Source organism: Aquabacterium sp. (assembly GCF_035476535.1).
Lineage (GTDB): Bacteria > Pseudomonadota > Gammaproteobacteria > Burkholderiales > Burkholderiaceae_C > Pseudaquabacterium.
On sequence record NZ_DATILJ010000125.1, the window covers coordinates 60,858 to 75,260 of the forward strand.

Consider the following 14,403-nt stretch of genomic DNA (forward strand, 5'->3'; position numbering starts at 1 on the left):
CTCGCACGCTTCGCTGCGTGACCGGCGGGGCGGCGGGCAGGGGGCCAGCGCGGCCATCGCGCTAGAGTGCGGGGTCCGGTGCCCCCGCTTGCGCCACCCCGCGTGCCTGTGGCGGCACCCCCTCATCCGGCCGCGTGCCCGAACCCTTGCCCGACACTTTGCCCGAAACCCTGCCCGACAGCGCGCCCGCGCTGGCGTCTGACCACGCGCCCGCCTTGCCCCCCGACAGCGTCAAGCTGCCGCATCCATCGCACCTGTCGCGCGTGCCGCGCCACCTGGGCGCGGCGCAGGTGGCGCGCATCCGCCAGGCGGCCTACAACCTGCCGCAGGTGCTGCGGCCCGACGATTTCGACGACGACGAGCGCCACGCCGGCAGCGACAAACTGCTCGACGGCCTGGGCCTGGTCCAGCTGCAGAAAGCCGCCGCCGGCGCACGGCCCAGTCGCTGGATCGCGCCCGAGCACATGGACGCCGCGCTGCAGCACCTGGCGGCGGTGGGCAACGGCCCGACGGTGCGCGCGCTGATGCAGGAGCGCAGCGTGCTGCTCGACGGCCTGGGCATCGCACGCGTCGGCCGCGGCTGGGATCGGCAGCTGAGCCAGCCGCTGCAGCTGTCCACCGGCGATGAAGTGGCGCTGGCCTACCGCGAACCGATTGCCGCCGACCCGGTGTGGGACTTCTACCGCAGCGGCGAGCGTGATGCACTGCTGCAGGCGCTGGGCCCGGCCCCGGGCTGGCCGCAGGCCCCGGAGGTGCTGGCCCACCTGGAGTCGTTGCTGGCGCGCAGCCTGTCCGGCCATCCGGACCAGATCGATTCGCTGCTGCCGCGCTTGCGTGCCGAATGTGCCCAGCCGCAAGCCCTGCCGGCGCTGCTGGCCGCCTGCACCCGCGCGCAGGACCGCTGGGAACACCAGGTCGGCGAGATGGAAGCGCTGCAGGGCCTGAGCAGCGACCTGGCCTTCCAGGGCTACCCCGACACCTTTGCCACCGCGCGCCAGCTGCAGCGCACGGTGACGCTCTACGTCGGCCCGCCCAACAGCGGCAAGACCCACGCCGCCTTCGAACGCCTGGCGCTGGCCCGTGATGGCGCCTACCTGGCCCCCTTGCGCCTGCTGGCGCTGGAGGGCCGCGACCGGCTGGTGGCGCGCGGCGTGCCCTGCTCACTGCTGACGGGTGAAGAGAACGTGCCGGCACCGGATGCCCGCATCGTCTCCAGCACCATCGAGATGGTCAACACCCGCGAGGCGATCGACATCGCGGTGATCGATGAAGCGCAGATGCTCTTCGACGCCGACCGGGGCTGGGCCTGGACCCAGGCCATCGTCGGCGTGCCGGCCAACGAGCTGCTGATCATCTGCTCGGCCTACGCGGTGCCGGCGATCGAGAACCTGCTGCGCCTGTGCGGCGAAAGCTGCACGGTGCGCCCCTTCGAGCGCAAGCAGCATGTGCAGCTGCTGCCCGCGGCGGTGCCGATCGCGCTGCTCAAGCACGGCGATGCGGTGGTGGCCTTCAGCCGGCGCGACGTGCTGATGCTGCGTGACCAGATCGCGGCCAACGGCCACCCGGTGTCGGTGATCTACGGCGCGCTGCCGCCCGAAGTACGCCGCCGCGAGGCCGAGCGCTATGCCAATGGCGCCTCGCACATCCTGGTGGCGACCGATGCCATCGGCATGGGCCTGAACCTGCCGATCCGCCGCGTGCTGTTCAGCACCATGAGCAAGTTCGACGGTGTCGGCGACCGGCCGCTGAACGAATCCGAAGTGCACCAGATCGCCGGCCGTGCCGGCCGCTACGGCATGCACGACGAAGGCTTCGTCGGCGTGCTGCGCGAAGCCGAGCCCGGCGCCGCGCGTGAACTGAAGGAGCTGCTGCCCAAGCTGCCGCGCGCGCCGCGCGGCTTCAAGGCGCCGGTGGCGCCCGGTCCCTGGCACCTGCAGACCATTGCCGCGCGGCTGGGGCTGAACAAGCTGCGCGCGGTGCTCGATGTCTTCATCCACCAGCTGCGGCTGGACGATGCGCACTTCCAGGTGGCCAAGCTGGAGCAGATGCTGGAGCTGGCCGCGCGGCTGGATGATGTGGCCGCCACGCTGGCGCTGAACCAGCGCTTCATCTACGCCCAGGCCCCCACCGACACGCGCAACGAAGGGCAGTTGCAGGACTTCCTGGAATGGGCCTGGCAGCACGCCCGGCACGGCGAAGTCCAGGCGCCGGCCTTCCTCGAGCAAGTGGATGAACACAGCCGGCTCGACCGCATGGAGCTGGCGCTGCGCTCCTGCACGCTGTGGCTGTGGCTGGACCTGCGCTTCCCGGGCGTCTACGGCCAGCTCGATGCGGTGCAGGACCTGCGGCGCCGGCTCAACGACGGCATCGAGCGGCACCTGAAGGCGCAGAAGCCGCTGTGGCAGGCGCGCGGCCGGACGCGGCGTTGAAGCGCGCCTGCGGGCTCAAGCCCAGGCCAGCGCCATCACCCCGGCGGCGATGCAGGCCGCGCCGATCAGGCGCAGGCCGCGGTCGGTCTCGCCGAGCAGGCGGCCGCCGATCAGCGCGGCGAACAGCATCGACACCTCGCGTGCCGGCGCCACATGCGACAGCGGCGCCATCTGCACGGCGTACAGCACCAGCGTGTAGCTCACCGGGCTGATCGCGGCCAGCAGCAGCGCGGCCCGCCACTGCGTCTTCAGGTCGCGCACAAAGCCGGGCCGGTCGGCCAGCACCGCCGGCAGCATGAACGGGATGCGCAGCACATTGCCGACCCAGTCGACCAGGATCGGCGACATCAGCATCACCTTCACCGCATAGCCGTCGATCACCGTGTAGGTGGCGATCAGCAGGCCGGTGGCGGCGCCCCAGGCCACGCCGGCGCGCAGGCGGGTGCGCTGCCTTGGGTCATGCGCCGCCGACCACAGCTTGGGCCCGCCGGCGATCAGGAACACGCCGCCGGCAATGCCCAGCACGCCGGCCGCGCCTCGCGCGCCCAGCGTCTCACCGAGCAGCAGCACCGCGACGAACGAGCTCACCAGCGGACCCGTGCCGCGCGCCACCGGGTACACCACCGTCAGGTCGGAGGCGCGGTAGCCGGCCAGCAGCACGTTGAAGTACAGCAGGTGCGCCAGCGCGCTGGCCAGCAGCAGCGCCCATTCACGCCAGCCCCAGGCCGGCACCTGTTGCCAGGCCAGCACAAGCCCCAGCGGAGCCCAGAGCACCATGATCATCAGCGCGCCCATCATCACGAAATGGCGGCTGCCATTGCTTTTCTTGGCGACGATGTTCCAGCTGGCATGCAGCAGCGCGGCGACGAGCACCAGCGCGAGGGCGGTCAGGGGCATGGGGTGATTGTCCCCGGGCCGGTCCTGCGTACCGGACAGGCACGTGCAGCGCTACAGTGCCGCATGAGCTTCCCGACCAACCCTGACCTGGTCCACGCGCTGCGCGGCGACGCCGTCGAATCGGTGCACCGCGGCGCGCTGGCCATCGTCGATGCCGACGGCGCACTGCGCTTCGCGCTGGGCGACATCACGCGGCCGATCTTCCCGCGCTCTGCCGTCAAGGTGCTGCAGGCGCTGCCGCTGGTGGCCAGCGGCGCGGCCGATGCCTTCGGCCTGAGCAACGACGAACTGGCGCTGGCCTGCGCCTCGCATGGCGGCGAGCCGCGCCATGCGGCCACCTCGGCCAGCATGCTGGCCAAGGCCGGGCTGGATGCCGCCGCGCTGGAATGCGGCGCACACTGGCCCAGCAACGACACCGCGATGAAGGCGCTGGCCCGCGAAGGCCGCGAGCCGCAGGCGCTGCACAACAACTGCTCGGGCAAGCATGCCGGTTTCATCTGCGTCGGCTGCCTGATGGCACGCGCGCAAGGCGCCGAGCCGCGGGCCTTCGTGCGCGGCTACCTGCAGCCCGCGCATCCGGTGATGCGCGAGATCACCGCCGCGTTGCAGGCCACGACAGGGGCCGACCTGCGCCAGGCACCGGTCGGCACCGACGGCTGCTCGATCCCGACCTACGGCATCCCGCTGCAGAACCTGGCGCGGGCCTTTGCGCGCATCGGCACCGGCCTCGGGCTCAGCGAGGGCCATGCCCGGGCCGCACGGCGGCTGCGCGCGGCGGTGGCGGCATCACCCTTCTTCGTTGCCGGCAGCGGGCGCATGGACACGCGGGTGATGGAACGGCTGGGCGAGCGGGTGTTCTGCAAGGTCGGCGCCGAAGGTGTGTACTGCGCCGCGCTGCCCGACCCAGGCCTGGGCGTGGCGATCAAGATGGACGACGGCAACAACGCCCGCGCGGCCGAGGTGGTGATGGCCGCGGTGATCGAAGCGCTGGCGGGGCTGGACGACGGCGAGCGCGAATTCCTGCGCGGCTTCAGCGAGCTGCGGCTGAAGAACTGGAACGGCATCGAGGTTGGTGCGCTGCGGGCCACCGCAGGGCTGCGCACGGCTTTGGCCGCGAGCTGAACTATCGGCCTCTGCGGTGGCTGCCGGCCACCCGCAGGCGCCACGGCATCAGATGCCCTGGCGGATGCGGTGCATCAATCCCGGTGCGCGATCAGGGCGCGGCGCCGGCGGACCAAGCCAGCCACAGCGGCAACGCCAGCCAACATCAGCGCCCAGGTGCCGGGCTCGGGCACCGCCGGCAGCAGCATGTTGGGTGAGGCATAGATGTCATAGAGGACCGTCTGCGGAAACACCAGACTGGGCCCGTAGTGGTAAACGCCGGCACTGTTGCCGATGGTGATCCGGGGATCCACTGTCAGCGTCGGTAGCGGTGCACTGGCGAAGCGATAGCCATCCGTGGCTTCGGTTTGCGCGGCCAACACGTACTGTGTGTCGGCCTGCAGCATGAACGTGCTGCCCAGCGTGGCGTAGCGATATTCGCCGATCAGCGGGGCAGACGTGCCGGCCGCCACCGTGGCCGTGGCCAGCAGCGTGCCGGAGCTGCTGAACAGCGCAAGCTCATGCGCCTGGTTCAGGCCGTCCTGCTGGTGGTCGTAAAACCCCAGCGCGCTCAGCGGCATCGCTTGCTGAGCGGTGAAGATGAAGCCGACGGTGACCGGAGCATCGCCGAAGTAGATGCCGGAGCCCGTGAAGGCGTAGGCCGGCGCTTCAGCGGCCTGCGCCAGCGGCACGACCAGGCCGGTGAGGACCAGCGTCAGCGCGGCGGCCAAGGGATTCAATCGGAAGGTGAGGCGGGTCATGCGGGCTCCGTGGGGTGGGGAAGGGTGTGGAGCCACTCTCCCTGAAGACCATTAGTCAATCGTTAGCCCGTTCGCTCGCCCACCCCCTCCGGTTCCGGGGGGATGGCGCTGTTGGATGGGGGCCGTGGATACCCTGGGGCCACGTCAGTGCTGGGCGCACTCACGGCGGTTCAAGCTCTGGGCTCGTTCATGTCCCCTGTGCCGTGGCGGTGGAGCGCTGTGCGCGACAGGCCCTGGCGCAGAATGGTCTGACGATGACGCATTCACGCCGACGCCCGGGGCCCGGATCGCCTGCGGTGCTGCGAGCGGCGTGGCTGGCGCCGCTGCTGCTGGCTGCAGCGCTGGCCGCCGCTGCGCCGCTGCGAGCGGCTGAACCGGCCTGCACGCTGGTGGTCGGCCATGGCCGCAACCTGGCGCTGGACGACCACGAGGCCAACACCGCGTGGAACCAGGTCAACAATCTCTTCAACGCGCAGGTGGCCGGGCAGTTGCAGCGGGCCGGCTGGCGCGTGCTGCGGCTGCCGTTGCCGGTGGAAGCGCGCGACCTGCCATCGAACGTGCGCACGATGCTGGACCGCGCACAGGACGGCGGCTGCGACCAGCTGCTGGAGACCACGATCTTTGCCGACGACGAGGCCCAGCTGCTGGTGGTGCGGCTGCGTGCCCACCCGCTGGCGACAGTGCGCAACCTGGCCGGCCCGGGGGCGATGCTGATGATCGGCGAGCCGATCTACACCAGCCAGCGCGACATGCGCCTGCTGCTGCGCAGCCTGGACACGCTGTCGCCGGCCGACCTGGCGCGCGACATGGCCGCTGACTTCATCCGCCAGAATCCGCGCTGACCCTCGCCGCCGGCGCGTGATGCCGGCGGCGGCCGAGCCTCGGGGCTCAGCTGCGGATGTCCTGCCGCACCACGTGCGTGAAGCGGAAATCCTTGGTCGTGCGGCCGATCACATTCACCGTCAGGCCCGTCATGCCCGTGATGCCGGCCGGCGGCGTCAAGACGCTGCCCTTGCGGGCGTGCCTCCGGCTCGATCTCCACCTGCAGCACGCCGTCGAGCGCGGCGACCTCGTGGAGACGGTGGGCCGGCACCTCCATCACCACGCGCCGGCGCGCGTGCGAGATCAGCTGGCCGATGGTGCCCAGTTCCAGCGTGGTGGCGGTGGTCGCCGCGGCCAGCGCCGCGGCACCGCTGGTGGTTTCGGTGGCCGGACCGCGCGGCGCATCCAGCGTCACCAGCAGGCGTACCGGTGGCTGGGCGGCAGACCGGGCGCCGGCGGCGGCGGGCCTCAGGCCGAGGGTCGCCACGGCCACGGCCTGCGCCATGGCGGCCAGCGTGGTGTCGAGTTTCTCGGCGGCGTTGAAGGGCGTCACGCTGCTGGCGAACGGCAGCGCCGCCACGTCGGCCAGGGCCGCGGCGCTGTCGCCACGCACTCGGTAGCTGTCACCGGACAATCGGTACATAACTCGCAAATTGAGCGCCAGCAAATCAGCGAGCGCCGCTTCGTCCAGCGGCGTGGCGGCTTGCAGGCGAAGATCGAGCATGGGCATGGCAGCTCCCGGCGAAGTAGTGGGTCGGCACAGCCAGCAGGCGTGCCGACAACGATGCAAACCAGCGTAGGAGGGCCTGCCCGGCCTCACATCCGTCGCATTGCGGAAGGTGGCCCCGCCGGAGCGCTGCGATCTAGGGAGGGTCGGCCGTGCGCGGGATGTCGAAACCTATCGCTCAAAAAGCGTGTGTCGAGCGAGACCGAGAACTGCCGGCGTCATGGCGCCTTGGGCATTTGCGCGGGTGCGGCGCGGGCTTCGCTCGGCGTCTGGCCGGTCCACTGCTTGAAGGCGCGCGCGAAACTTTTCTCGCTGGCAAAGCCCACCGCCTGCGCCACCTGCTTGATCGGCCGGCGGCTGCGGCACAGCAGGTCCAGGGCCTGCTCGCGCCGCGCTTCGTCCTTCAGGCCCTGCAGCGAAGTGCCTTCTTCGGCGAGCTGGCGATGCAGCGAACGCACCGACAAGTGCAGCGCTTGCGCCAGCGACTGCGCGCTGTGCGCGGCCTGCGGTCGCGCGCGCAGCAACTGGCGCACCCGCTGGGTCTGCAGCCGGTCGCGCCGGTACTGCAGCACGGTCAGCGGCAAGGCACGCTGCAGCATCGCATTCAGCGCACGCTCGTCGCGCTTGAGCGGCAAGGCCAGGTAGGCGGCGTCGAAGTCGAAACCGGCCGCGCCGGCGTCGAAGCGCACCGGCCCCGGGTACAGCAGCGGATAGACCTCGGCATGCGGCGGCGCGCTGAACGGGAACAGCACCTGCTGCAGCGGGATGCGTGAATCGATCAACCAGCACGCCACGCCGTGCACATTGCGCAATAGCGTGACCAGGCAGAACTCGCGCAAGGCGCCCAGTGCGCGCTGCTCGGTGATGCGCAGCCGCGCCGTCGCACCGTCGGTCTGCAGCGTGAGCTGCAGGTCATCGGTCAGCAGGCCGTGGTGGCGGCACCAGCGCTTCAGAGCCAGCTGCAGGTTCGGTGCGCTGATCGAGGCCCGGCTCAGCATGCCGTAGCTGCCCCAGGGCAGGCGGCGCGAGAACCAGCCCAGCGCTTCGTCGTCCAGCTGCTGCATCGCGAAGCCGGAGATGGCCTCCATCTGCGCCGCCGTGATGCAGGCGCCGCTGCGGCGCAGCATCGCTGGCGCGATCTGCGCCCGTGCCAGCGCCCCGGCGGGATCGGCGCCGTACTTGTCGTAGGCCAGCAGGATCGCCTTGACAAAGGCGATCGGTGTCACGGCAGGAGAAACGGCCGGCGCCGCGGAGGATCGTCGCGTCATGCGCAGCAGTCTGGCGGCCATTGGCACGATTTGCAACCTGTGCGGCGCCCGCTGCACCCCGTGGATGCGTAAGCTTCGCACTCCACCACCGGGAGACGAGCATGGTCCTGCCGATCACCGGGCTCGCGCATGTGCGCGGCCGCACCGATGTGCCCTTGCTGGACACGACGGTGGCCCAGCTGCTGGCCGACACCGTGGCCCGCTTCGGCGAACGCCCGGCGGTGGTGTTCCGCGAGCAGGGCCTGCGCTGGACCTGGGCGCAGTTCGCGGCCGAGGTCGAAGCGCTGGCCGCCGGCCTGCACGGCCTGGCCTTAAGCCCCGGTGAGCGCGTGGGCATCTGGTCGCCCAACCGCGCCGAATGGCTGGTGACGCAGTTCGCCACGGCGCGGCTGGGCCTGGTGCTGGTCAACATCAATCCGGCCTATCGGCTGGCCGAGCTGGAATACGCGCTGAAACTCTCCGGCTGCCGCGCGATCATCTCGGCCGAGCAACTGAAAAGCTCGAAGTACCTCGAGATGCTGCAGACGCTGGCGCCCGAGCTCGCGCACTGCGCGCCCGGCCAGTTGCAGGCGGCGCGGTTGCCGGACCTGCGCAGCGTGATCCGCATGGGTGAGCCGCGCACACCCGGCATGCTGAATTACGCCGACCTGCTGCGGCGTGACGCAACAGCCCCGGCGGCCGCGCTGCAGGCCAGCCAGCCGATCAACATCCAGTTCACCAGCGGCACCACCGGCCATCCCAAGGGCGCGACGCTGACGCATCACAACATCATCAACAACGCGCGTTTCATTGCCGAAGCGATGCGTTTTTCGCAGGCCGATGCGCTGTGCATTCCGGTGCCGCTGTACCACTGCTTCGGCATGGTGCTGGCGGTGCTGGCCTGCGTGTCCACCGGTGCGGCGATGGTTTTCCCGGGTGAAAGCTTCGAGGCCGGCGCCACACTGGCCGCGGTGGCCGAAGAGCGCTGCACCGCACTGCACGGCGTGCCGACGATGTTCATCGCCGAGCTCGATCATCCGCAGTTCAAGAGCTTCGACCTGAGTTGCTTGCGCACCGGCATCATGGCCGGCAGCCCCTGCCCGATCGAGACGATGAAGCGTGTCGTTGCCGAGATGCACATGCAGGAAGTGACCATCGCCTACGGCATGACCGAGACCTCGCCGGTGTCGTTCCAGAGCTCGACCGACGACCCGCTGGCGCGCCGCGTGGCCACCGTCGGCCGCATCCAGCCGCACCTGGAGGCCAAGGTGGTGGACGTCGATGGGCGCACGCTGCCAGTCGGTCAACCCGGCGAGCTGTGGGTGCGCGGCTACTCGGTGATGCAGGGTTACTGGGGCGACGAACAGCGCACTGCCGAGGCCATCGTCGAGGGCTGGATGCGCACCGGCGATCTGGCGACGATCGACGAGGCGGGCTATTGCAACATCGTCGGCCGCGTCAAGGACATGCTGATCCGCGGCGGCGAGAACGTCTATCCGCGCGAGATCGAAGAGTTCCTGTTCCGCCACCCCAAGGTGCAGTCGGTGCAGGTCTTCGGTGTACCGGACGCCAAGTACGGCGAGGAGGTCTGCGCCTGGATCGTGCTCAAGCCCGGCCAGGCCTGCACGGCGGAGGAGATCCGCGACTTCTGCCGCGACCAGATCGCCCACTACAAGGTGCCGCGCTACATTCGTTTCGTCGATGAGATGCCGATGACGATCACCGGCAAGGTGCAGAAATTCGTGATGCGCCAGCAGATGATTGACGCGCTGAAGATCAGCGTCGGCCGCACGGCTTGAAGTCGTGACACAGGCCATCACAGAACAAGGACCCAGGAGACCCGCATGACCGTGCTCGAAGCCAAGCTCAACCCGCGTTCCGAAGAGTTCAAGACCAATGCCGCGGCGATGCGCGTGCTGGTCGATGACCTGAATGCCAAGCTGGCGCGCATCGTCGACGGTGGCGGCGAGGCGGCGCGCGCCAAGCACCTGGGGCGCGGCAAGCTGCTGCCGCGTGAACGTGTCGAGCGCCTGCTGGATCCGGACACGCCCTTCCTCGAGATCGCGCCGCTGGCCGCCTTCGGCATGTACCCGGAAAAGGATGGCAGTGACGCGGCGCCTTGCGCCGGCATGATCGCCGGCATCGGCCGGGTCACTGGCGTCGAATGCCTGATCGTGTGCAATGACGCGACGGTCAAGGGCGGCACCTATTACCCGATCACCGTGAAGAAGCATTTGCGCGCGCAGGAGATCGCGGCGCAGAACCGCCTGCCCTGCATCTACCTGGTCGATTCCGGCGGCGCCAACCTGCCGAACCAGGACGAGGTGTTTCCCGACCGCGATCACTTCGGCCGCATCTTCTATAACCAGGCCAATCTCAGCGGTCAGGGCATCCCGCAGATCGCCGTGGTGATGGGCTCGTGCACGGCAGGCGGTGCCTATGTGCCGGCGATGAGCGACGAAACCATCATCGTGCGCAACCAGGGCACCATCTTCCTCGGCGGGCCGCCGCTGGTCAAAGCCGCGACCGGAGAAGTCGTCAGTGCCGAAGACCTGGGCGGTGGCGATGTGCACACGCGGCTGTCGGGCGTCGCCGATCACCTGGCCGAGAACGACCTGCATGCGCTGGCGCTGGCCCGTCAGGCTGTCGGCCGGCTGAACTGGCGCAAGGACGTGCAGATGGCGCTGCTGCCGCCGCGCCCGCCGAAGTACGCCACCGAAGAACTGCACGGCATCGTGCCCACCGACACGCGCCGGCCCTACGACGTGCGCGAGATCATCGCCCGCGTCGTCGACGCCAGCGAGTTCGACGAGTTCAAGTCGCGCTACGGCACCACGCTGATCTGCGGCTTCGCGCACATCGAAGGCATGCCGGTGGGCATCGTCGCCAACAACGGCATCCTGTTTGCGGAGAGCGCGAACAAGGGCGCGCACTTCATCGAACTGTGCTGCCAGCGCAAGGTGCCGCTCATCTTCCTTCAGAACATCACCGGCTTCATGGTCGGCCGCAAGTACGAAAACGACGGCATCGCCCGTGCCGGCGCGAAGATGGTCACCGCCGTGGCCTGCGCCGCGGTGCCGAAATTCACCGTGATCATTGGCGGCAGCTTCGGTGCCGGCAACTACGGCATGTGCGGCCGCGCCTACTCACCGCGCTTCCTGTGGATGTGGCCGAACGCGCGCATCAGCGTGATGGGCGGCGAGCAGGCCGCCAGCGTGCTGGCCACCGTACGGCGCGATGGCATCGAAGGCAAGGGCGGCGCCTGGAGCGCCGACGAGGAAGAGGCCTTCAAGGCGCCGATCCGCGCGCAGTACGACACCCAGGGCCACCCGTACTACGCCAGCGCGCGGCTGTGGGACGACGGCGTGATCGACCCCGCCGATACCCGCCGTGTGCTGGCTCTTGGGCTGTCGGCCAGCCTCAATGCGCCGATTCCCGAGACGAAGTTTGGTGTGTTCCGGATGTAGCCTGCGCTCATGACCCACGTCCACATCCGGCCGCTGGCCGAGCACGACTCGATGGTGAAAATCACGGCGCTGCTGCACCGCGCCTATGCGCCGCTGGGTGCCGCCGGCATGAATTTCACCGCGGTGGACCAGGCGGTGGAGATGACGCAGGTGCGTGTGCACCGCGGTCAATGCTTCGTCGCGCTGCAGGGCGAGTGCATCGTCGGCACTGTGACCGTCAACGGCATGTTCGACCCCAACCGCCACCGCTGGGCGCGGGCCACGCCGTGGTTCTTCCGCCGCGATGTGGCGCACCTGCACCAGTACGCGGTGGACCCCGATGTGCAAGGGAGCGGCCTCGGCGCCCAACTGATGCACGCCTGCGAGGACTGGGCGCGCGCGCACGGCCACCGCGCGCTGGCGCTGGACACGGCGATGCCGGCCAGCCACCTGCGCCAGCGCTACCAACGCGCTGGCTTCCGCGATGTGGCGCAGGTGCAGTGGGACGGCAAGACCTACCGCAGCGTGATCATGCTCAAGCCTTTGGATGCGGCCAGCGCGGCACTGCACGAGCAGGATGCCGAACACCATGCGGCGCTGGTGCGCACGCTGTGGGCCTGTTTCGAAGCACGCGACTGGGCGGCCGCGCGCCAACTCTTCGCCGACGATGCACGCCTGCACTGGGTGGCCAGCGACGAATACTGCGACGACGCCGACGCCATCATCCGCGTCAACGCCATCTACCCCGAAGGCTGGACGATCCAGGTGCACGAGGTCACGCCGATGGCCGATGGCCGCGTGCATTCGATGGTCGACGTGCGGCATGGTGACCAGCTGTTCATCGCGCATTCGCTGTGGTCTTTCGCCGCCGGGCGCATCAGCGCGCTCAGCGAAACCTGGGCCACCGCCGAAGCGCCGCCGGCCTGGCGCACGGCCGAGGCGATTGGCGCCTACCGCCGCGGTTCGACGACGCGGCCCGCGAAGGTGGCGACGCCATGAACCGTCGCCTGAGCGCCTGGCTGCGCGCGGCGGTGCTGGTGCTGTGCGCCGGGGCCGGCGTGCCGCTGCAGGCCCAGGAGCCCGCGGCCTCCGCCCCTGGCGCCACGGCAGCGCCCGCGGAGCCCGCGCTGGCGACTTCGCTGGGCGAGTTCGTCACCCGCGTGCCGGCCGGTGGCTTCACCGAACCCGCGCTGGAAGTGACGGTGTTCAAGCCGGCCGGCGACGGGCCGTTCCCGATCGCCGTGATCAACCACGGCCGCGCGCTCGGCAATGCCCATCTGCAGCCGCGCTACCGCCCGCTGCTGGCCGCGCGCGAATTCGTGCAGCGCGGCTATGCCGTGGTGGTGCCGATGCGGCAGGGCTTCTCCAAGTCCGGCGGCAACGAGATTGGCGCCGGCTGCCACATCGGCAGCAACGGCGAGTTGCAGGCCATCTCGGTGCGCCGCACGCTGGACTGGCTGGGCACGCAGCCCTGGGCCGACGTGTCGCGCAACATCGTGATGGGCCAGTCGCATGGCGGCCTGAGCACACTGGCCTACGGCATGCAGCCGCATCCGGGCACGCGCCTGCTGGTGAACTTTGCCGGCGGCCTGCGCAAAAGCTCGTGCCTGGGCTGGGAGCGCTCGATGGTCTCGGCGTTCGCGGCCTATGGCGCGGACGCGAAGCTGCCGTCGATCTGGTTCTATGGCGACAACGACAGCTACTTTCCACCGGCCTTGTTCCAGGAAGCGCACCAGCGCTATGTCGACAGCGGTGGCCGCGCCGAACTGGTGGCTTATGGCAGCTTCGGCAGCGATGCGCATGCGATGTTCGGCAGCCGCGCCGGCCTGGCCGTGTGGGTACCACGCGTGATGAGCGCCATTGCCGCGGCGGGCTTGCCGGTCGACAAACAGCAGCTGATCAGCCCGCCGGGCGACATCGACTCCCCGCAGGCCAGCGGCTTTGCAGCACTGGACGACCCGGACAAGCTGCCGACGCGCAGCGAGCGCGCGCGGCAGGGCTACCTGGCCTGGCTGAAGGCGCCGCCGCCCAAGGCTTTTGCGCTGCATGCCGGCAATGGCAGCTGGGCCTCGGCCGCGGAGAGCCTGCGTCCGCTGGGCCGCGCGCTGGAGGCCTGCGCCAGGTTCGCCAAGCAGGCCTGTCGCCTGTATGCCGTGGACGACACGGTGGTCTGGAGTCCCGAATGACAAACCCCCTGATCGACGTCACCCGCAAGGGCGCGGTAGCGCGTGTGTTCCTCAACCGTCCCGAGGTGCGCAACGCCTTCAACAGCGAGGTCATTGCCGAGTTGCGACAGACCTTCGATGGGTTGTCGGCCGACACCGACCTGCGCGCCATCGTGCTCGGCGGCCATGGCAAGGTCTTTTGCGCCGGTGCCGACCTGAACTGGATGCGCGCGATGGCGGACTACAGCTGGGAGCAGAACCGCGCCGATGCACAGGCGCTGGCCGACATGCTGTGGGCGATCTACAGCTGCCCGCACCCGGTGGTCGGCCGCATCCATGGCGATTGTTTTGCCGGCGGCCTGGGCCTGGCCGCCTGCTGCGATGTGTTGGTGGCCGCGGACGGACCGAACTTCTGCCTCAGCGAAGCGCGGCTCGGGCTGCTGCCGGCGACCATCGGGCCGTATGTCGTGCGCGCGCTGGGCGAGCAGGCGGCACGCCGCTACTTCATCACCGCCGAACGTTTCTCGACCGCCGAAGCGCACCGCCTGGGCTTCGTGCACGTGCTGGCCGGCGCGGAGACGCTGGACGCCGAGCTCGAGCGCATCGTCGATGTACTGGTGGCCAACGGCCCGCAGGCCGTGAAGGCCAGCAAGCGCCTGGTGCAGGACCTTGCCGGCCAGCCCGTCAGCGAGGCGGTGCGCGCCGACACCGCGCGCCGCATCGCCGACATCCGCGCCAGCGACGAAGGCAAGGAAGGTGTGCAGGCCTTCCTGCAAAAGCGCGATCCGGCCTGGAAACTCTGAGCGCC

12 protein-coding genes are annotated in these 14,403 nt (G+C 69.8%); 8 read left to right on the top strand and 4 right to left on the bottom strand.

From position 1 onward, the window contains the following. Nucleotides 1–134: 134 nt before the first annotated feature. Complete coding sequence (locus VLK61_RS12760) at nt 135–2,429, top strand: helicase-related protein (RefSeq protein WP_325421714.1); 2,295 nt, start codon at nt 135–137, stop codon at nt 2,427–2,429. A gap of 15 nt (nt 2,430–2,444) precedes the next feature. Here the strand turns inward: VLK61_RS12760 and VLK61_RS12765 are convergent, their stop codons facing one another. Further along, nucleotides 2,445–3,326: a DMT family transporter gene (locus VLK61_RS12765; protein ID WP_325421716.1), complete on the bottom strand. Its 882-nt coding sequence runs from the start codon at nt 3,324–3,326 to the stop codon at nt 2,445–2,447. 63 nt (nt 3,327–3,389) lie between these two features. Between VLK61_RS12765 and VLK61_RS12770 the strand changes: the two genes are divergently transcribed. Further along, entirely contained in the window at nt 3,390–4,448 is a 1,059-nt protein-coding gene (locus VLK61_RS12770) for an asparaginase (protein WP_325421718.1), read from the top strand. Between the two features lie 74 nt (nt 4,449–4,522). On the opposite strand, the gene VLK61_RS12775 is transcribed toward VLK61_RS12770, so the two are convergent. Beyond that, a complete protein-coding gene (locus VLK61_RS12775; protein WP_325421720.1) occupies nt 4,523–5,158 on the bottom strand; it encodes a DUF4082 domain-containing protein in 636 nt (211 codons plus the stop codon). 326 nt (nt 5,159–5,484) lie between these two features. On the opposite strand from VLK61_RS12775, the gene VLK61_RS12780 reads away from it, so the two are divergent. Continuing rightward, nucleotides 5,485–6,030, top strand: coding sequence for a hypothetical protein (locus VLK61_RS12780; protein ID WP_325421722.1), 546 nt, complete (start codon nt 5,485–5,487; stop codon nt 6,028–6,030). Here the strand turns inward: VLK61_RS12780 and VLK61_RS12785 are convergent. Next, a complete protein-coding gene (locus VLK61_RS12785; protein ID WP_325421724.1) occupies nt 5,919–6,740 on the bottom strand; it encodes a hypothetical protein in 822 nt (273 codons plus the stop codon). The genes VLK61_RS12780 and VLK61_RS12785 overlap by 112 nt on opposite strands. Before the next feature lie 215 nt (nt 6,741–6,955). After that, nucleotides 6,956–8,005, bottom strand: coding sequence for an AraC family transcriptional regulator (locus tag VLK61_RS12790; RefSeq protein WP_325421726.1), 1,050 nt, complete (start codon nt 8,003–8,005; stop codon nt 6,956–6,958). A gap of 101 nt (nt 8,006–8,106) precedes the next feature. On the opposite strand from VLK61_RS12790, the gene VLK61_RS12795 reads away from it, so the two are divergent. From VLK61_RS12795 to VLK61_RS12815, 5 genes are read left to right on the top strand one after another with little or no spacing between them, the layout of a single operon-like run. Further along, a complete protein-coding gene (locus VLK61_RS12795) occupies nt 8,107–9,783 on the top strand; it encodes an AMP-binding protein (protein WP_325421728.1) in 1,677 nt (558 codons plus the stop codon). A gap of 45 nt (nt 9,784–9,828) precedes the next feature. Beyond that, nucleotides 9,829–11,451: a carboxyl transferase domain-containing protein gene (locus VLK61_RS12800; protein ID WP_325421730.1), complete on the top strand. Its 1,623-nt coding sequence runs from the start codon at nt 9,829–9,831 to the stop codon at nt 11,449–11,451. Nucleotides 11,452–11,460: 9 nt separating this feature from the next. Next, nucleotides 11,461–12,429, top strand: coding sequence for a GNAT family N-acetyltransferase (locus VLK61_RS12805; protein WP_325421732.1), 969 nt, complete (start codon nt 11,461–11,463; stop codon nt 12,427–12,429). After that, nucleotides 12,426–13,616 (top strand): dienelactone hydrolase family protein, encoded by a 1,191-nt coding sequence (locus tag VLK61_RS12810; RefSeq protein ID WP_325421734.1) that lies wholly within the window; start codon nt 12,426–12,428, stop codon nt 13,614–13,616. The genes VLK61_RS12805 and VLK61_RS12810 overlap by 4 nt, the downstream gene beginning before the upstream one ends. Next, nucleotides 13,613–14,398 carry an enoyl-CoA hydratase/isomerase family protein gene (locus VLK61_RS12815; protein ID WP_325421736.1) on the top strand — a complete coding sequence of 262 codons (786 nt, stop codon included), beginning with the start codon at nt 13,613–13,615 and terminating at the stop codon, nt 14,396–14,398. Before VLK61_RS12810 ends, VLK61_RS12815 begins: the two co-directional genes overlap by 4 nt. Nucleotides 14,399–14,403: the final 5 nt, after the last annotated feature.